12 protein-coding genes and 4 pseudogenes are annotated in these 17,819 nt (G+C 61.8%); 4 read left to right on the plus strand and 12 right to left on the minus strand.

Translation table 11 applies throughout. The annotated features are described in order from the left end of the window. Nucleotides 1-60 precede the first annotated feature (60 nt). From L0Z65_RS01080 to L0Z65_RS01100, 5 genes are all read right to left on the minus strand, one after another. Nucleotides 61-738 (minus strand): tryptophan 7-halogenase, encoded by a 678-nt coding sequence (locus tag L0Z65_RS01080; RefSeq protein WP_405109976.1) that lies wholly within the window; start codon nt 736-738, stop codon nt 61-63. Beyond that, complete coding sequence (locus L0Z65_RS01085) at nt 704-1,225, minus strand: tryptophan 7-halogenase (RefSeq protein WP_405109979.1); 522 nt, start codon at nt 1,223-1,225, stop codon at nt 704-706. The genes L0Z65_RS01080 and L0Z65_RS01085 overlap by 35 nt, the downstream gene beginning before the upstream one ends. 2 nt (nt 1,226-1,227) lie before the next feature. After that, nucleotides 1,228-1,749: a tryptophan 7-halogenase gene (locus L0Z65_RS01090; RefSeq protein ID WP_405109982.1), complete on the minus strand. Its 522-nt coding sequence runs from the start codon at nt 1,747-1,749 to the stop codon at nt 1,228-1,230. Nucleotides 1,750-2,334: 585 nt separating this feature from the next. Beyond that, the gene (locus L0Z65_RS01095; protein ID WP_102896472.1) at nt 2,335-3,261 is read right to left on the minus strand and encodes a glyoxylate/hydroxypyruvate reductase A; all 927 of its coding nucleotides are present in this window, start codon (nt 3,259-3,261) and stop codon (nt 2,335-2,337) included. Continuing rightward, nucleotides 3,258-3,668 (minus strand): VOC family protein, encoded by a 411-nt coding sequence (locus L0Z65_RS01100; protein WP_405109985.1) that lies wholly within the window; start codon nt 3,666-3,668, stop codon nt 3,258-3,260. Before L0Z65_RS01100 ends, L0Z65_RS01095 begins: the two co-directional genes overlap by 4 nt. 92 nt (nt 3,669-3,760) lie before the next feature. Between L0Z65_RS01100 and L0Z65_RS01105 the strand changes: the two genes are divergently transcribed. Next, on the plus strand, nt 3,761-4,606 hold the full coding sequence (locus tag L0Z65_RS01105) for a LysR substrate-binding domain-containing protein (RefSeq protein WP_405109988.1): 846 nt from the start codon (nt 3,761-3,763) through the stop codon (nt 4,604-4,606). On the opposite strand, the gene rodA is transcribed toward L0Z65_RS01105, so the two are convergent. From rodA to L0Z65_RS01130, 5 genes and pseudogenes are all read right to left on the minus strand, one after another. After that, entirely contained in the window at nt 4,603-5,742 is a 1,140-nt protein-coding gene (gene rodA / locus L0Z65_RS01110; protein ID WP_405109991.1) for a rod shape-determining protein RodA, read from the minus strand. The genes L0Z65_RS01105 and rodA overlap by 4 nt on opposite strands. A gap of 9 nt (nt 5,743-5,751) precedes the next feature. Next, nucleotides 5,752-7,700: pseudogene (gene mrdA / locus L0Z65_RS01115) on the minus strand (penicillin-binding protein 2). Continuing rightward, nucleotides 7,700-8,236, minus strand: a complete 537-nt coding sequence (gene mreD / locus L0Z65_RS01120; protein ID WP_096872176.1) for a rod shape-determining protein MreD — start codon at nt 8,234-8,236, stop codon at nt 7,700-7,702. The pseudogene mrdA and the gene mreD overlap by 1 nt, the downstream one beginning before the upstream one ends. Continuing rightward, nucleotides 8,226-9,161: a rod shape-determining protein MreC gene (gene mreC / locus L0Z65_RS01125; protein ID WP_405109994.1), complete on the minus strand. Its 936-nt coding sequence runs from the start codon at nt 9,159-9,161 to the stop codon at nt 8,226-8,228. Before mreC ends, mreD begins: the two co-directional genes overlap by 11 nt. 52 nt (nt 9,162-9,213) lie before the next feature. Further along, nucleotides 9,214-10,262, minus strand: a pseudogene (locus tag L0Z65_RS01130) (rod shape-determining protein). 256 nt (nt 10,263-10,518) lie between these two features. Here L0Z65_RS01130 and L0Z65_RS01135 point away from each other — a divergent pair. Both L0Z65_RS01135 and L0Z65_RS01140 read left to right on the plus strand, forming a co-directional pair. Then, complete coding sequence (locus L0Z65_RS01135) at nt 10,519-11,589, plus strand: agmatine/peptidylarginine deiminase (RefSeq protein WP_405109997.1); 1,071 nt, start codon at nt 10,519-10,521, stop codon at nt 11,587-11,589. A gap of 72 nt (nt 11,590-11,661) precedes the next feature. Further along, the gene (locus L0Z65_RS01140) at nt 11,662-12,462 is read left to right on the plus strand and encodes a 23S rRNA (adenine(2030)-N(6))-methyltransferase RlmJ (protein WP_405110000.1); all 801 of its coding nucleotides are present in this window, start codon (nt 11,662-11,664) and stop codon (nt 12,460-12,462) included. A gap of 77 nt (nt 12,463-12,539) precedes the next feature. On the opposite strand, the gene L0Z65_RS01145 is transcribed toward L0Z65_RS01140, so the two are convergent. Together L0Z65_RS01145 and L0Z65_RS01150 are read right to left on the minus strand one after the other, a co-directional pair. After that, nucleotides 12,540-14,111 carry a 2-isopropylmalate synthase gene (locus L0Z65_RS01145; RefSeq protein WP_040173428.1) on the minus strand — a complete coding sequence of 524 codons (1,572 nt, stop codon included), beginning with the start codon at nt 14,109-14,111 and terminating at the stop codon, nt 12,540-12,542. 297 nt (nt 14,112-14,408) lie between these two features. Next, nucleotides 14,409-15,927 (minus strand): annotated as a pseudogene (locus tag L0Z65_RS01150) (MORN repeat-containing protein). Between the two features lie 170 nt (nt 15,928-16,097). Here L0Z65_RS01150 and L0Z65_RS01155 point away from each other — a divergent pair. After that, a pseudogene (locus L0Z65_RS01155) lies at nt 16,098-17,757 on the plus strand (NAD+ synthase). Nucleotides 17,758-17,819 lie beyond the last annotated feature (62 nt).

Genomic DNA, 17,819 nt, shown 5'->3' on the forward strand with positions numbered 1-17,819 from the left:
GCAGGCGCTATGCGTCTGCCCTCTTTCATGGGTGAACTGTTTGAGCGTTTGCCCGTGATCCTAGAACAGCTGCAGGTCTTTCTGGCCGTTCTCGATTTCGCTGAAGCTGGGCATGTTCTGGATCATGCAGGGTACTGCCTCAGCACATGGCATCGGCACCGTTGGCTTCATCGCGGCGGCCATGCCAAAGCCGGGCTGATCCAGCTCGCCGCGAATATCGCGCAGCAGGGTTTTGTGATCGGGCATGGATTTGAGGATCTGCGCCAGATCCACCTTCGCGCCTTTCCACCACTGGAACCAGATCGGTTTCTTCAGCGGGCGCAGCCGGTCCCGGATGCCGGGGCCATAGCCCGTATCATAGACTTGTTTGCCCAGAAGCACGGTCTGATAGACGCGGTAGTCAAACAGGGTCGCGAACTCAATATCATGGGGCATCGGTAGGCGGTGCTGCCAGAGTTCCAGGTTCTCGGCCAGACGATCCGGGATCTTCATCTCGGTGCGGGCGTCGATCCAATACTGGTCGTCGGTGCGGTTGCCCAACCGGTAATGCAGGCAGATAAACTCCAGCACCTCGTCGTAGAGCTTGTCCATCTGGCGGTTGTATCGGCTGCGCAGGGACGGGGCGATGTCGCGCGTGGGCATATGTTCGGTGAGCCAGCGCACCGCGTGATCAATCATATGGATCGCGGTGCTTTCCAGCGGCTCAATGAACCCGCTTAGCCAGACCGATAGCCACACAGTTCTTTACCCAGGCATTGCGCACCCGCCCGATCCGCATTGGAATGATGCGCGGGGTCGCACCTTTGCCGCTGTCGCCCAGCCATTCAAGGTACTCATCCGCTGCCTGATCATCGGTGCGATGGGCGGAGGAGAACACATAGCCGGTGCCGACCCGGTTATAGAGCGGCACCCGCCAGGTCCAACCGGCGCCAAGGGCGGTGGAGCGGGTGAGGCTTTCGATTTTTTCCGGGTCCGGGTGGTCGATCTGCAGCGCCATCGCGCGGTCATTGGGCAGATAGTCGGAGTAATCCATAAACGGCTCACCCAGCGCCTGATTGATAATCAGCCCGCGGAAACCGGTGCAGTCGATGACCATCTCAACATCGTGGCGACCGCGCTGCTCCAGCATCAGATGGCTGACATTGCCCTGCTCATCCAGCTCAACCGATGTCACCTCATCCTGAATATGTTCCACGCCATGTTTGGTGCAGACCTTGGTGAGCATGCCTAGGCAAATTTCACCGCGTCCAGATGGTAGGCATAGCCAAAGCGCTGCTCAAACTCCGGCTGACCAAGCGGGCGGGCGCCCTTGCACAGACGGCCCAGATCATCATGGGGGGAGATGGACTGAGTGTAGTCCCGATCCCCATTGCCAAAGCGCAGGAAGTATTCGGCAGGTTCCAGACCCTCCAGCAGCTGACCATGGGCAAAGGGGTTCACGTAGTCGATGCGATTACCCTTGGCGTCGGTGTTCCAGTTGCAGAACTTTACCCCCAGCTTGAACGAGGCGTTGGTCTCACGGAAAAAGGTGCGCTCTGAGATGCCAGCCTGACGGAGGGTTTTGGGCATTCGCGGCACGGTGGCCTCGCCCACACCGACGGTGGCGATATTCGGGCTTTCGATCAGGCAGATTTTTGGCCGGTCCTTGGGCGCTGATGTGCGGGAGAGTTCTGTCTCCAGGATCAGCGCCGTCATCCACCCCGCCGTGCCGCCGCCGACGATGGTGATCTTCCTTAAGCGATTGTTCATGTGTTCCGTCCCTGTTTTATAGTTTTTTCAAGGACCGTAGCGCAGCTATCTGGCGTCTGGCTAGCAACAATTCCGCAAATTGCTGTGTGGGCTCTGTTATCAGGCGGTCCGGGGCGCGATGCGCTGTCGTGCGAAGAGGCACAGGCTGGGCACATCAGTCTTCAAGTTTTGAAAACTACCGCTCTGCAGCAGGGTCTACCGGGCCGTTGGGGGACTGGGACTGGGCGGCCCGATCGGCAAGGCGCACGGGTTTACCGGTGCAGCCTGTGGTTGTCCGGGGTGGCTCTGGGGCTGGATCAATCTATCAGTTGTTGATCAGGGCCTGGGTCTGCAACCAGATGGTTGCGGCATAAAGTGGACGGCGCCGCCACGGGGGGCGGAGGAGGGCGGGTTGATGGCCCGCGTGCTCAAATTCTCTGCACGACCCCAGAGGGTGGGGCCCGGTTCCTGGTCGGAGCCGGGGTGCCAAACCCGGATCCTGCAATCGCGATTGGGGCCAGTCTGGCACAGCGGTCTGAACCAATCCTGAGCGCGGCGTGCGCTGGGTTTGCAGATCGTTAAGTCCTATCCGCTGCGTATCTGGCCCTAATACCCAAGCCTGCGATCCACCTTATGCAGGAAGGCGTCATCAGCCTCACCCCGGCGGATATTCTCAGCAATGACGCGGGCGGCGGTGAGGGGGCGTGTCTCTGCGGCGATATGTGGCGTCACGGTCACATTGGGATGGGCCCAATAGGGATTATTCATCGGCAGTGGCTCTACGCGGAAGACATCAAGCGTTGCATGGTCGATCTGACCCGTGTCGAGCGCGGCCAGAAGGGCGTCATCGTCGATCAGGGGGCCGCGACCGGGGTTGATGATCCGAGCGCCCTTGGGCAGCAGGGCGAGGGTGTCGCGGTTGAGGGTGTTTTCCGTCGCCGGGGTATCAGGCAGCAGCAAAACGACGATTTCTGCCATCGTCAGCGCATCCCGCAGGCCTGCATCGCCATGGCGGCAGGTGATGCCGTCTATGGATTTCTCGGATCGCGACCAGCCGGTGACCGGAAAGCCCAGTGTCGCCAGCATCTGCGCACAGGCCTGCCCCAGCGCGCCAAGACCCAGAACCGTCACCGGGCGTTCCTCTGCAAGCGGGGGGACCACCGGGGCCCAGCGGTCCTGCGTGTGGGTCGTGCGGTCGATATCGAGGTGATAGCGCAGCACATGACCGGTGACCCATTCCACCATGCCTGCGGTCAGACCGGGGTCGACCATCCGGCAGAGCGGCATCGTCAGGGTCTGATTGCCCACGATCTTCTCCACCCCGGCCCAGAGGCTGAGCACCGCCTTGCAGCGGGTATAGGGTTTGAAATCCTGCAGGTCCGAATTGGGTGCATAGACCACGTAATCCACATCAGCCGGGGCGTGATCAAGGCGCAGATCAACCTCCAGCCCGGCCTCCGCAAAGGCGGCGCGCAAAGGCGCCTCATAGGTGGCCCAGCGTTCAGGCAGGGCGGCGAACTGGACGTTGATCATCTGGCGAACACTCCGGCCATATCGGAAAATCCCTTGATTTCAATCGGGTTGCCTGCGGGATCGTGAAAGAACATCGTGCTTTGCTCACCCGGCTCGCCCGCAAACCGGGTGGTGGGAGCGATGGTGAACTCCAGCCCCGCCTGTTCCAGCCGATCCGCCAGCAGGCGCCAGGCGTCCTGCGGCAGGATCACACCCAGATGGGGCATCGGCACCATTTGATCGCCGACCTTGCCGGTGTTGGCGGTGGCAAAAACCGGCCCGAGATGGAGCGAGATCTGATGACCGAAGAAGTTGAAATCGACCCAGGTCTCTGTGCTGCGCCCCTCCTGACAGCCCAGCAGGCCGCCATAAAAGCCGCGCGCCTGATCAAGGTCATCGACGTGATAGGCGAGGTGAAAAATGCTCATCGCTCTGCTCCCTGTAATCTGTGGCCTTAGGGATAGAAGGGGGCGATGAAAAAGGGTAGCTTGTTTTTCTATATTCAAACATAAGAGAAACTATGGATACACGGTTCCTCTCCAGCCTCGTCACCACGATAGAGGAGGGATCCCTGGCGGCGGCGGCGCGCCGGGAGGGGATCACCGCATCGGCGATTTCGCAACGGATCGCGGCGTTGGAGGCCGATGTTGGTGTGGGGCTTTTGTGCCGCGCCGGGCGCGTCATGCAGCCCACGGCGGAGTGTCGTCGCCTGTTGCCAAAGATGCGAGAGGTTCTGCGGGCTGAGGCAGAGCTGCGAGGGCAGCTGCGCGGGGCCAGCCTCAGCGGCACGCTACGGCTGGGGGCGGTGTCGACGGCCATGGGGGATTACGCGGGAGTGATCCTTCGGCACCTGAGAGGGGCCGCGCCGGAGGTTGCCTTGCAGCTGGTGCCGGGCACGTCAGAAGGGCTTTATGCTTTGATGCAACAGGGGCAGGTGGATGCCGCACTGCTGATTGAGCCACCGTTCGCGCTCCCCAAAGCTTATGTTTTCAAAGAGGTCGCCCGCCAGCCCATTGGTCTGTTGCAGGCAGAAGGCGACGGTGAGGGGCTATCTGATGGGGCGCTGCCGTTCCTGATCTACAGCCGCGAGGCCTGGGGTGGGGCGCGCTGTTGGCAGGCGCTGACACAGCGGGTTGAGACGCTGGACATTCTGGCGGAACTGGATGCGCTGGAACTGATTGCGCAGATGGTGGCAGAAGGCACCGCACAGGCCGTTGTACCGCTGTGGGAGGGGCTGCGCAGGCATGCTGGCCTGCGGTTCACCCCGTTTGACGGGGAGGCCCGGCGGTTGGGGGTTCTGCTGCACCAACGCGATGCCGACAGTGCGCTGACACAGATGCTTCTGGCGGCCTTAACCGGCGCTTAGCGCGGGCGGTGGATATTCGCGCTTTGCACGAGGCCAAAGGCACCCATCAGCACCAGCATCACCGAGCCACCGTAGGACACCATCGGCAGCGGCACGCCCACCACCGGAGCGAGGCCCATCACCATCGACATGTTCACTGCAAAAAACAGAAAGAAGCTGATCGCAATCCCCAATGTGACCAGCGACGCAAAGCGGTCCTTGGTGGCGAGCGCGGTGGCGATGCAGAAGGTGATCACCAGCATATAGATGAACAGCAGGGCAAACCCGCCGATGAAGCCGAATTCCTCGGCCAGGGTGGTGAAGATGAAATCGGTGTGTTTTTCCGGCAGGAAGTTCAGCCGCGATTGTGTGCCCTGCATGAAGCCACGCCCGGACCAGCCGCCGGAGCCGAGTGCGATCTTTGACTGGGTGATGTGATAGCCCGCTCCAAGCGGGTCCTGTGAGGGATCCAGAAAGGTGTCGATGCGGCGGAACTGGTAATCCTTCAGCAGTTGCCAGTCGGTGCCCCGGCTTTTGAACACGGTCGCCACAAGCCCGACCCCGGCCCCAATGACAGCGGCGAAATAAGCCCAGTGGACGCCTGCGAGGAACATCACACCGCCACCGGCCGCCATCAGCAGGATGGAGGTGCCAAGGTCCGGCTGGCGCAGCACCAGAAACGTGGGCAGCAGGATCAGGATAACTGGCAGGATCACCCATTGCGGACGCGAGCAGCGTTCCGGGGGCAGCCAGTCGTAATAGGCCGCCAGCAGCATCACGAGTGTGATCTTCATCAGCTCGGAGGGTTGCAGCCGCATAAAGCCGATATCGATCCAGCGCTGCGCGCCCATGCCGACGGTGCCAAAAAACTCCACCGCCACCAGCAGCAGGACGGAGACCAGATAGGCCAGAACAGAGATATTGCGCCAGAACCAGATCGGTATCATGGCGACGACCAGCATCACGGACAGGCCCAGAACGAAGCGTTTGACCTGCGGCTCCACCCAGGGGGAGATACTGCCCCCCGCCACCGAGTAAAGCATGAGGAAGCCGACGCTGGCGACGCTGGCCAGTAGCAGGACCAAGGGCCAGTTCAGATAGAGGATCTTGCGCAGGCCGGTGGGAACCGATTGTGCGTTATTGGCGAGATAACTCATGCTGACCCTCTACGCCTGCCCGCTGCCGCTGTCGCGATTGCGCTGAATGCGCTCACGTTCCAGACGTTGCTGCAGGGCTTCGATGTTGGTGCGGTCCTTCTTGGGGTAGGCCTCCAGCGGCGGGCTGCCGTCATAGAGCGCCTGCAAGAGCACATCGCGCGCGATGGGGGCCGCTGCTTTGGAGCCGCCGCCGCCATGTTCGACCACCACCGCCACGGCAAATTTCGGATCATCTGCTTGGCGCATAGGCCACAAACAGCGCATGGTCGCGGCGTTCCCACGGCAAATCCTCGTTGCGGATCACCCCGGCGGCGCGTTCTGCGGCGGTGATATTGCGGACCTGGCTGGTGCCGCTTTTGCTTAGCCATACGCATACCATCGGCGATGATCCGGGAGCGGTAGCCGGTGCCGCGCCGCTCATTGCTGACCGAATACATGCCCCGGCGGATGGTGCGCAGGTTGTTTTCATTGACGCCGATTGGTTCCCCCGCGCCGCTGGGCTGTTCCACCCCATCAATGGACTTCAGAAGGCGCGGCGTAACCGACCGGCCAGTGGCCAGACGCGCTGTCATCACCGCCAGCTGCATTGGCGAGGCCAAGAGATAGCCCTGCCCGATAGAGGAGTTCACGGTGTCGCCGACCAGCCAGTCCTGACCGTAGGTCTTCGACTTCCATTCCTTGTTTGGGGCGATCCCCTTGGCCACGGCGGACATCGGCAGATCGTGCCGCACGCCAAGGCCGAAGCGTTTCGCCATGGCGGAAATCTTGTCGATGCCCACCTTGATGGCGAGGTCGTAATAATAGACGTCGCAAGAGCTTTTGAGCGATGTGTTGAGATCCACATGGCCGTGGCCTGCGCGTTTCCAGCAGTGGAAGCGGCGGCCTGAGACCTCCAGATGGCCGGGGCACCAGACGGTGTCTTCGGTGCCGATCAAGCCTTCCTCCAGCGCGGCGAGGGCGGTGATCATCTTGAAGGTGGATCCCGGCGGATAGGTGCCCTGCACCGATTTATTGGCCAGCGGGCGATAGGGGTCTTCGGTCAGCATCCGGTAGTCGGCGACCGAAATACCGCGCACAAAGAGGTTGGGATCAAAGCTGGGGGAGGAGGCAATGGCGCGCACATCGCCGCTCTCGCAATCGATCACCACGGCGCTGGCGCTTTCCTTACCCAGACGGGCCTGAGTGTAATACTGCAAATCCGCATCAACGGTCAGCTGCATATCCGCGCTAGCCTCACCCTCACGGCGGTCCAGCTCGCGCATGACCCGCCCGGTGGCGTTGACCTCGACCCGCTTGGCGCCGGCCTTGCCGCGCAAGACGTCCTCACGCTTGGCCTCGAACCCGACCTTGCCGATCTGGAAGCGCGGGATCATCAGTACCGGCTCGGGGTCCTCCATCTTGCTCAGATCATAATCGGAGACCGGACCGACGTAACCGACCACATGGGCAAAATCCTCCTGCTGGGGATAGACACGAGTCAGGCCAACCTCAGGCGTGATGCCGGGCAGGGCAGGGGCGTTCACGGCAACTTTGGAGATATCGTCCCAACTAATCTGATCGGCCAGGGTAATCGGCAGGAACGGAGGTGAGCGGCGCATCTCGGCCATCGCGCGTTCGATGTCTTCTGGGTCCAGCGTCAGCAGGCGCGACAGCTTGTCGATGACGTCACCCACGTCACCTGCGTCCTCCGGCACCACAGTGATCCGGTAGGATTGGGAGTTCTGCGCCAAAATAGTGCCGTTGCGGTCATAGATCTGCCCGCGGGCGGGCGGGATCAGGCGCAGGTTGATGCGGTTTTCCTCGGCCAGCAGGCGGAACTGATCGGCTTGATCGACCTGAAGGTGGCGCATTCGCATCGCAAGACCACCAGCAAAGGCCAGCTGCAATCCGCCCAAAAGCAGGGCGCGACGGCTGAGTTTGCGATGTGTGGCTTCGACGTCTTTGACGTTGCGTTTCATCAGCGGCTTCCCAAGGCTTCTGCCTCTGCGGGGGAGAGTTTGCGCACCCCCAGCAGGCTTTGGCTGGCCAGAGCGACCAGCGGATAGATCAGCAATGTTGCCACCATCTGGATCAGAATCAACCCCAGCGACGGCTGCACCACCCCCAGAACCGCGAGGATCAGCCGGTTGAGCAGGGTCACAGCGGTGATGGTCATGGCCACGGTGACCCATTCCCCGATGAAGGCGGTTTCGCGGTGCGGCTGAACCTGTGACTTCAGAAAGCTGCAGGCGAGCACCACCAGAAGCGCCATCAGCCCCGGTGGCCGTTGAAACAACAAATCCGCCAGCAGGAAGGTCAGCGCAATCAGCACGGTCGGCACATAGTCAGGGCGGCGCATCGACCAGGCCATGACCAGCGCCAGCAGCAGATCCGGCGGTGCCCAGCGGGAGGGCAGCGTGTCCAGCGGCAGCAGATGAAAGAACATGATCACCAGCGCTAGGGACGGAAAGGCCGCCCGCATGACCCAGATCCGCGCCGGGGCGTTATTCGCCATTGCCGGCCTCCGCTGCGGCCTCATCGCCCAGACCTTCGGGGCGGGGCTGAGGGATATTGATGCCCGGTGCAGGCACCACCAGCCCACCGGGGTCCTTGATCACCTCAGAGCCGTGGTGGCGCAGCACCCGCAGAAATTCGAGCCGCTCATAATCCGCCGAGAGCCGCACCCGCAGGCGGCCAAACCGGTCTTGCGTGACCTGCCCAATCAGCAGGCCCGCCGGAAATACATTGCCATCGCCCGAGGTCACCACCCGGTCACCGGGGCGCACCAGATCCGGGTTTTCAAGGAAGTCGATCACCGGTGCGGGGCTGTTGTCGCCGACCACCAGCGTGCTCTGCCCCGAAGGCTGGATCAGGGCTGGTACGGCACTGGCCGCATCGGTCAGCAAGATCACCCGCGCGGTGTCCTGCCCGGTGCCGGAGATCCGCCCGACAAGGCCGATGCCATCCATCGCCGCCCAGCCATCGCGCACCCCGTCGCGGGCGCCCACATTCAGGATCACCGACTGGCGAAACGGAGACCCGCTGTCGGCCATCACCACGCCGGTCACATAGGTAAGACGCGGGTCTAGCCGCACATTGTTGAGATCCAGCAGACGGGCGTTTTCCTGCTCCAGCTGCAACGCGGCCTCTTTCCAGGCGCGCATCTGGCGTAATTCGCTGCGCAATTCCCGGTTCTGTTCGGCAAGCCGCTGATAACTCTGGAAATCGCGGAACAGGTTGATTGCGCCCTCAACCGGGATCATGGCCCAATCCATGCTGGGGACCACGGCGTCAACCACCTGCGCGCGGAACCGTTCAACCCGTGGGCTGTCGATGCGCCAGACCAGAAAAATACCTAGCAGGCACAGGCAGACAACCCCGGTCAGCAGGCGGCGCAGCGGGGCGGTGTAGTCATCGCGCTGGGACCGATCTTTGGCCAAGGTGTTCCTTCCCGGTGCCGGGCGTCGACCATCTTAGCGATGGTCTGGCCGCTCAGCTGTCGTAATCAATGGCATGTGCCAGCTGTTTTTCGTATTCCAGTGCCTTACCGGTGCCAAGCGCCACGCAGTTCAGGCTCTCATCGGCGATGGAGACGGCCAGACCGGTCTGTTCCCGCAGGGCCAGATCCAGATCGCCCAGCAGTGCGCCGCCGCCAGTGAGCATGACGCCCCGGTCGACGATATCTGCCGCCAGATCCGGCGGGGTGGTTTCCAGCGCGGTCATCACCGCTTCGCAGATCTGCTGCACCGGTTCGGCCAGCGCCTCGGCGACCTGGGCCTGGCTGACTTCGATCTCTTTTGGTACACCGTTCAGCAGGTCGCGCCCACGAATTTGCATCGACTGGCCACGGCCGTCATCGGGCATGCGCGCGGTGCCGATGGAGGTTTTCACGCGCTCAGCGGTGGATTCCCCGATCAGAAGGTTCTGCTGGCGACGCAGATAGGAGATGATCGCCTCATCCATTCGGTCACCACCAACGCGAACGGAGCGGGCATAGACGATGTCACCAAGCGACAGGACCGCAACCTCGGTCGTGCCGCCACCGATATCCACAACCATGTTGCCGGTGGGATCGGTGATCGGCATGCTCGAGCACCAATGGCTGCGGCAATCGGCTCTGCAATCAGGCCAGCACGGCGCGCCCCTGCGGACAAAACCGACTGGCGGATCGCGCGTTTTTCAACCGGGGTGGCCCCATGCGGCACGCAGACGATGATCTTGGGCTTGGAGAAGGTGGAGCGTTTATGGACCTTGCGGATGAAGTGTTTGATCATCTCTTCGGCAGTATCAAAATCCGCAATCACCCCTTCGCGCATCGGGCGGATCGCCTCGATCGAGCCGGGGGTCCGGCCCAGCATCAGCTTGGCGTCTTCGCCAACGGCCAGCACTTTCTTGACGCCATCTTTCACGTGATAGGCCACAACCGACGGCTCTGACAGGATGACACCGCGACCTTTGACATAGACAAGCGTGTTCGCCGTGCCGAGGTCAATTGCCATATCAGACGTGAACAACCCGCCAAGACTTCCGAAGATCGACATATATTAAGACCCTGTAAAACTGCCACCTGTCCCGCGACTCTGCTGAGAGCGGGCTTTATGTCTTATAAGCAGCGCTGAGAGGTGGCGAAAGGGCGGATTCGGACCAAAAGGCGCCTTTTCGCCACCAGTGCAAGGGTGCCCCATGGGAAAGGCAGACGTCGGATCCCACTGGCAGGGCGGGTGCGTTGCTTCTCTTGTTTGGACAGGCTTGATAAACTTTTTCATAACGGGCGTGTGATCGACGGAGGGAACGGCGATGAAGCGGCGGAATTTCTTACTGGCTGGTGGGGCTGTCGGCATGGCAAATCTGATCACGGGACCAAACGCAATTGCCGGATCGGGATTTTTTGTTCCACCGGAGGAGGCGCCACACCAGCGCAGCTTCATGCAATGGCCGGTCAGCCGCAAAGTGCATCCCGATCCTGTGTTCCGCGACATGGCGCAGCAGACGATTGCAGATATCGCCAACGCGATTGCGGCGTTTGAACCTGTCACAGTGCTTGCGGCGGCAGCGGATCATGCCCGCGCGCGCGCCAAGCTGTCTGCGGATGTGGAGCTGTGGGATATCCCGACCGAGGATCTGTGGTGCCGCGATTCCGGGCCTATTTTTGCCGTTGATGGCGCAGGCAACATGGCTATCAGCCATATCCAGTTCAATGGCTGGGGTGAAAAGCAGGTCAACCGGCGGGACAGCCAGATCGCAGAACGGGTGGCTGAGCGTTTGGAACTGCCGCTGTTGCCAACTGGTTTGCGGGGCGAGGCAGGCGGCGTAGAACAGGATGGGCACGGGCTGCTGATGGCGCATGAAAGCAGCTGGGTGAACAAGAACCGCAACCCCGGCCTGTCGCGCGCCCAGATAGAACAGCGATTGCTGGACGCGTATGGCGCGGATCGCATGATCTGGGCGGAGGGTTTACGCGGCGAGGACATCACCGATTATCATATTGATAGCCTCGCACGGTTCACCGGGCCGGAGCGTGTTCTTATGAACCTGCCCGATACCCCTGACAGGACCGATCCGTTCCATATGGCCGCGTTGGACACGCATGACCGGTTGATTGCGGCGGGACTGGCGGTAGAGGTGATCCCCGAACCACATATCCGCCGGGTCAACAGCTACGACTTTGTCGCCTCCTACGCCAATTTCTACGTCTGTAACGGCGCGGTGATTGCGGCGGAATTTGGGGATCGCAAAACCGATGAGATCGCGCGGGAGGCGCTGGCGCGGCATTATCCGGGACGGGAGATTGTTACGCTGGACGTGGACCCGCTGGGCGAATTGGGCGGCGGCATTCACTGCGCAACGCAGCAGATGCCAGCGGTCTGAGCCGTCGGATCCAACGCACTCGGCTGCGGCAAAGGGCTTTTGTCCGGGGCGGTTTGGCGCTAGAGGGCTGGGATGCTGTCATATCAACATATCTACCACGCCGGAAATCTGGCCGATGTTCAGAAACATGCGCTGCTGGCGCGGATGCTGGCGTATCTGACCCAGAAGGACAAACCGCTCAGCTATATGGAGACCCACGCAGGGCGTGGCCTCTATCAGCTGGACGCCGCAGAGGCGGTGAAGACCGGAGAGGCCGCGGCGGGGATCAACCGCCTGCTGGACGGGGCGATGCTGGATGTGGACCACCCGCTGGCAGAGGCCATCACCCGAACCCGCCGCGCCGCTGGCGAGAACGCCTATCCCGGCTCCCCCCTGATCGCAGCGCATCTCCTGCGGGCAGAGGACAGTCTGCATTTCGCAGAGCTGCACCCTCAGGAGAACGCGGCTCTGCGGGAGGCGCTTTGGCCGCATGGGCTGGGACGGCGCGTTCATGTGCATCAGCAGGATGGGTTCGAGCTGGCGCAATCACTGGCGCCGCCAATCCCGCGCCGTGGGCTGATGCTGATTGACCCGAGCTATGAGGTGAAGCGCAACTATGCGCAGATCCCCGGCCATATCGCCAAGCTGCACCGCAAGTGGAACGTGGGGGTGATTGCGCTGTGGTACCCAATCCTGACCGATGGGACCCATAAGCCGATGCTGACCGCACTAGAAGGCCAGAACCTGCCGGGTGCGCTGCGCCACGAGGTGCAGTTTCCGCCCGCCCGCGAGGGCCACCGTATGGTCGGCTCCGGCATGTTCATCGTGAATGCCCCCTACGGCACCGCGGATGAGGCACAGAGGCTGACAAGGCTGTTCGCAAAGCTGGGTTAGATCCCCACCGGGATAGCTGTCGTTAAAAAGGCCACCCGCTTTGGGTGGCCTTTTGTTATTCTGGTTTCGCGCGCGACTTAGGTGATATCCTTGTAGGAAATCTCACGCGTATCGGCGCCTGCGCCCATTTTGTCGCGGCGGATAATCAGACGGTTCAGTGCGCCGATATAGGCTGCGGCAGAGGCGACTACCGTGTCGGTGTTGGCGCTTTCGCCGGTGGCAATCACGCCGTTTTCTTCCAGCCGGACAGAGACCGTGGCCTGCGCATCGGTGCCTTCGGTCACCGCATGGACCTGATAGAGCTGCAGATGCGCCGAGTTCGGATGGATTTTGCGGATCGCCCTGAAGGCCGCATCAACCGGGCCGTCGCCTTCTGCGGTCTCAGACACATCCTTGCCCTCGACTTCCATCTCAAGGGTTGCCTCAGCCGGGCCGCCGGTGCCGCAGACCACCTTCATGGAGACCAGTTTGAGGTGATCATCCTCATCGCCGCTTGTGCGCATCAGGGCGATGATGTCGTCGTCGAACACCTCTTTCTTGCGGTCGGCGAGTTCCTTGAAACGGACAAAAAGATCCTTCAGCTGGTTGTCGCCCACCTCAAAGCCGAGCTGGCTCAGCTTGTCGCGCAAGGCTGCACGGCCGGAGTGTTTGCCCAAGGGCAGCGAGGTGCCGGCAATACCCACATCCTCAGGCCGCATGATCTCAAAGGTTTCCTTGTTCTTCAGCATGCCATCCTGATGGATACCGCTTTCATGAGCAAAGGCGTTCTTGCCGACAATCGCCTTGTTCGGCTGCACGACGAAGCCCGACACCGTGGAGACCCGGCGGGAGATATGCATGATCTTCTGGGTGTCGATGCCAGTGGTGAAGGGCATGATGTCGTTGCGCACCTTCAGCGCCATCACGACCTCTTCCAGCGCGGTATTGCCAGCGCGTTCGCCCAGACCATTGATGGTGCATTCGATCTGCCGCGCCCCGCCCGCTACCGCCGCCAGCGAGTTGGCCGTCGCCATGCCAAGGTCGTTGTGACAATGGGTGGCAAAGATCACGTCATCGGCGCCTGGCACGGTTTCGATCAGGCGCTTGATCAGATCGGCGCTTTCGACCGGGGCGGTATAGCCCACGGTATCGGGGATATTGATGGTGGTCGCGCCTGCCTTGATCGCAATCTCGATCACCCGGCAGAGGTAATCCCATTCGGTGCGCGTCGCATCCATCGGCGACCACTGCACATTGTCCACCAGATTGCGGGCATGGGTGACCGTCTCGTGGATCTTCTCGGCCATCTCATCCTTGGTGAGGTTGGGAATGGCGCGGTGCAGGGGGGAGGTGCCGATAAAGGTGTGGATGCGCGGCTGGGCGGCGCGTTTCACCGCTTCGGCGCAGCGGTCGATATCTTTGAAATTGGCGCGCGCCAGGCCGCAGATCCGGGAGTTTTTGGAGCGTTCTGCAATCTCGCTTACGGCTTTGAAGTCGCCTTCGGAGGCGATGGGGAAGCCCGCTTCGATGATGTCCACGCCCATATCGTCAAGCAGCTCGGCAATCTCAAGCTTTTCGTCATGGGTCATGGTTGCGCCGGGGCTCTGCTCGCCATCGCGCAGGGTGGTGTCGAAGATCAAAACGCGATCTTTGTCAGCTGCAGTCGTCATGTCGGTATCTTTCTTGTCTGTCCTAAAATCCAATCCTTGTGGCGCGCATGCCTTCCCCTCTGAGCGGGCGCGCCGGATGGCACGCTCAGAGGCGGATTAGGATCAGTAGGGCGCGCAGATCTGCACCGCGAAACGCGGTGGCGGAGCGAAGGATATCTGCACGCATGGTCATGACGCAGAGTTATACAGAGCCAATGACGAATGGGAAGACAGAATTTATCTGCACAGGGCCAAAGCTTGCGACTGTCGCCCATGCGCCCCTGTCAGAGGGGGCTAAATCGGAAACGACGCCTCGGTTCAGTTGCTGGCACCGTCACCGGTTTCGGGGCTTGCGGTGTCGCTGGCCTGATCTTCGGCGGCCTGATCGTCGCTGGCAGCGTCCTCACTGGTCTGTGTGGCGCCGCCGGTGGTTTTCAGGGCACCGTTTTCCCAGGTGCCTTCGGCCTCCTGACCGCTGGCGTAACGCATCACGCCGGGCCCTTGCCGTTTGGAGTTGAGGAAGCTGCCCTCGTAGACGTCGCCATTGGCGTAGGTGGCTACGCCCTTGCCGCTGATCTTGCCCTCGGTCCAGTCGCCTTCATAGCTGAAGCCGTCGGTCATCACGATCTTGCCGGTGCCATGACGCTGGCTGTTGGCGAAACTGCCGGTGTAGACCGAGCCGTCAGGGTAGGTGACGACCGCATCGCCGTGGCGCTGGCCGTCTTTCCAGCCGCCTTCGTAGCGGTAGCCGTCGGGATAGGTCATCACGCCCTGACCGTGGTTTTTCGCGTTCTTGAACGCGCCGGTATAGACCAGCCCGTTGGGGTAGGTGGTGGTGCCGGTGCCCTCAATCACGCTCGACCACCCAGTCGCCTTCGTAGGTAGAGCCATCGGGATAGGTGATTTTGCCGACCCCATCCGCGAGATCATCGCGGAACTGCCCTTCATAGACCGAGCCGTCGGGATAGGTGACACGGCCCTTGCCCTCAATCTGACCCGCCAACCATTCGCCGGTGTAGACATAGCCGTCGGTCTTGGTGAAGGTGCCCTCGCCGTGGCGCAGATCATCCTCGAAATTGCCGATATAGACATCGCCATTGGCGTGGATCTGCTTGCCCTCACCCTGACGGCGCCCGGCCACCAGCGGACCTTCGTAGATGTCGCCATTGGGCTGGGTCAGCACCCCGGTGCCATCCATCTGGTTCGCAGCCCAGTCGCCCTCATAGATCAGACCGTCGGGCATGATCAGCTTGCCGGTGCCCGCCAGTTGGCCGTTGCGGATGTCGCCCTCGTAGGTGGCGCCGTCGGGGTAGGTGATCTTGCCGGTGCCATCCTTCAGGCCATCGACCCAGTCGCCCTCATATTGATAGCCGCCGGGGTTGCGCATCAGGCCCTTGCCGTGGTGTTTGGCATCGCGGAAGCCGCCTTCGTAGCGGGCGCCGTTGGCATAGACCGCGACGCCCTGACCGTTGATCACCCCGTCGGACCACTCCCCCTCGTAGGTGCCGCCATCGGCAAAGGTGATTTTGCCCACGCCCTCCGGTTTGCCCTTGGCGAATTCACCCTCGTAGACGGAGCCGTTGGGAAAACGCGCGACGCCGCGTCCGCGCACCTCACCATCGACCCAATCGCCGGTATATTCATAGCCGTTGGGCAGGGTGTAGGTGCCGGTGCCATGCTGCAACCCACCGCGAAAGGTGCCCTCATAGATGCCGCCGATTTCGTCCTGTGTGGTCAGGACCTTGGCATCATCCTGCGCCAGAGCCGGACGGATACCCCCGGCAGCGCCAAGCGCCAGGGCAGAGGTCAAAAGAGCGGCGGTGGTGAAACGGGTCATGGAATATCTGCTTGCCATAAGGAGAGCCGCGGTGCGGGCCTGTTGATCTGTTTGACAGGAAACTATGCCACAGCCGCCGCCGTCGCAATGTCTTTTGCCGCTGTGGTCTTTCCCTCGGGGCGCGATCTGTTTAATGGCAGAAGGCAGGATTATCGAAGGACGCAAGCAGGATGGCTGATCGTTTTCGCGTGACACTGGCCCAGTTGAACCCCACCGTTGGGGATCTGGCGGGCAATGCAAACAAGGCCCGCGAGGCCTGGGCCGCAGGCTGTGACGCCGGGGCGGATCTGGTCGCTTTGCCGGAAATGTTCATCACCGGCTACAACACGCAGGGACCTGGTGCGAAAGCCGGTTTTCCATCAGGCCGCCATCGCCGAGGTTGAGCGGTTGGCCGCCGATTGCGCCGATGGGCCCGCTCTGGCCATTGGCAGCCCCTGGGTCGCGGATGGAAAGTTGTTCAACGCCTATCTGATCCTGAAGGGTGGCAAGATCACCACGCAGGTGCTGAAGCACCATCTGCCCAATGCCACAGTGTTTGACGAGGTGCGGATCTTTGATGCGGGCCCTCTGGGGGGGCCATATGCGGTTGGCGACACCCGGATCGGCAGCCCGATTTGCGAGGATGGCTGGTATGAAGATGTGGCCGAGACCTTGGCCGAAACCGGTGCCGAGTTCCTGCTGATCCCCAATGGGTCGCCCTATTTCCGAAACAAGATGGATGTGCGGTTCAACCACATGGTGGCCCGCGCGGTCGAAACCGATTTGCCGGTGATCTACCTCAACATGGTGGGCGGGCAGGACGATCAGGTTTTTGACGGCGGTTCCTTTGTGCTGAATCCGGGCGGCGCGCTGGCGCTGCAGATGCCGGTCTTTGACGAGGCGATACAGCATCTCGATCTGGAACGTACTGCCGAGGGGTGGCGCGCCGTTGACGGCCCCAAGGCCTCATTGCCGGATGAGTGGGAGCAGGACTATCACGTCATGACGCTGTCGCTGCGCGATTACATGCGCAAGACCGGCTTCAAGAAGGTGCTGCTGGGTCTCTCAGGCGGGGTGGATTCCGCCATTGTGGCCACCATTGCAGTTGATGCCTTGGGGGCGGAGAATGTCCGCTGCGTGATGCTGCCGTCGGAATATACCTCGCAAGAGTCCCTCGACGATGCTGAGGCCGTGGCCAAGGCGCTGGGCGTGCATTACGATTACGTCCCGATTGCCGAGGGACGCGCCGCCATCACCAATACGCTGGCGCCGCTGTTTGCCGGTCTGGACGCGGGGCTGACGGAGGAAAACATCCAGTCCCGCCTGCGGGGCCTTCTGCTGATGGCAATGTCGAACAAATTTGGCGAGATGCTGCTGACCACCGGCAATAAATCCGAGGTCGCCGTGGGCTATGCGACGATCTATGGCGATATGGCGGGGGGCTATAACCCGATCAAGGATCTCTACAAGACCCGCGTGTTTGAGACCTGCCGCTGGCGCAACGCCAATCACCGCGACTGGATGATGGGGCCGGAGGGCGAGGTGATCCGCCCGAATGTGATCGACAAACCGCCCAGTGCTGAGCTGCGCGACGATCAGAAAGACAGCGACAGCCTGCCGGATTACCCGGAACTGGATGCGCTGCTGGAAATCCTGGTGGACCGCGATGGGTCGATTGCCGATTGCGTCGCGGCAGGCTTCTCGCGGGAGAATGCCAAACGTGTGGAGCACCTGATTTATATCAGCGAATACAAACGGTTTCAGTCTGCGCCCGGTGCGCGTCTGACGCCGCGTGCGTTTTGGCTGGACCGGCGTTATCCCATCGTGAACCGCTGGCGCGACCCAAGCTGAGGCAAAGACGGCCTGAGGCAAGGGCGGCGGGGTGGTGCAGTCCCTGCACAGCTGCGTCTGCG

Origin of the sequence: Phaeobacter sp. BS52, from assembly GCF_045040595.1 — a bacterium.
Taxonomy (GTDB): Bacteria; Pseudomonadota; Alphaproteobacteria; order Rhodobacterales; family Rhodobacteraceae; genus Phaeobacter; species Phaeobacter piscinae.

What these genes read in the sequence shown, in the direction of transcription:
- L0Z65_RS01085 (WP_405109979.1), bottom strand. Translation starts at nt 1,225, where the DNA reads ATGCTCACCAAGGTCTGCACCAAACATGGCGTGGAACATATTCAGGAT.
- L0Z65_RS01090 (WP_405109982.1), bottom strand. Translation starts at nt 1,749, where the DNA reads ATGAACAATCGCTTAAGGAAGATCACCATCGTCGGCGGCGGCACGGCG.
- L0Z65_RS01095 (WP_102896472.1), bottom strand. Translation starts at nt 3,261, where the DNA reads ATGATCAACGTCCAGTTCGCCGCCCTGCCTGAACGCTGGGCCACCTAT.
- L0Z65_RS01100 (WP_405109985.1), bottom strand. Translation starts at nt 3,668, where the DNA reads ATGAGCATTTTTCACCTCGCCTATCACGTCGATGACCTTGATCAGGCG.
- L0Z65_RS01105 (WP_405109988.1), top strand. Translation starts at nt 3,761, where the DNA reads ATGGATACACGGTTCCTCTCCAGCCTCGTCACCACGATAGAGGAGGGA.
- rodA (WP_405109991.1), bottom strand. Translation starts at nt 5,742, where the DNA reads ATGAGTTATCTCGCCAATAACGCACAATCGGTTCCCACCGGCCTGCGC.
- mreD (WP_096872176.1), bottom strand. Translation starts at nt 8,236, where the DNA reads ATGGCGAATAACGCCCCGGCGCGGATCTGGGTCATGCGGGCGGCCTTT.
- L0Z65_RS01135 (WP_405109997.1), top strand. Translation starts at nt 10,519, where the DNA reads ATGAAGCGGCGGAATTTCTTACTGGCTGGTGGGGCTGTCGGCATGGCA.
- L0Z65_RS01140 (WP_405110000.1), top strand. Translation starts at nt 11,662, where the DNA reads ATGCTGTCATATCAACATATCTACCACGCCGGAAATCTGGCCGATGTT.
- L0Z65_RS01145 (WP_040173428.1), bottom strand. Translation starts at nt 14,111, where the DNA reads ATGACGACTGCAGCTGACAAAGATCGCGTTTTGATCTTCGACACCACC.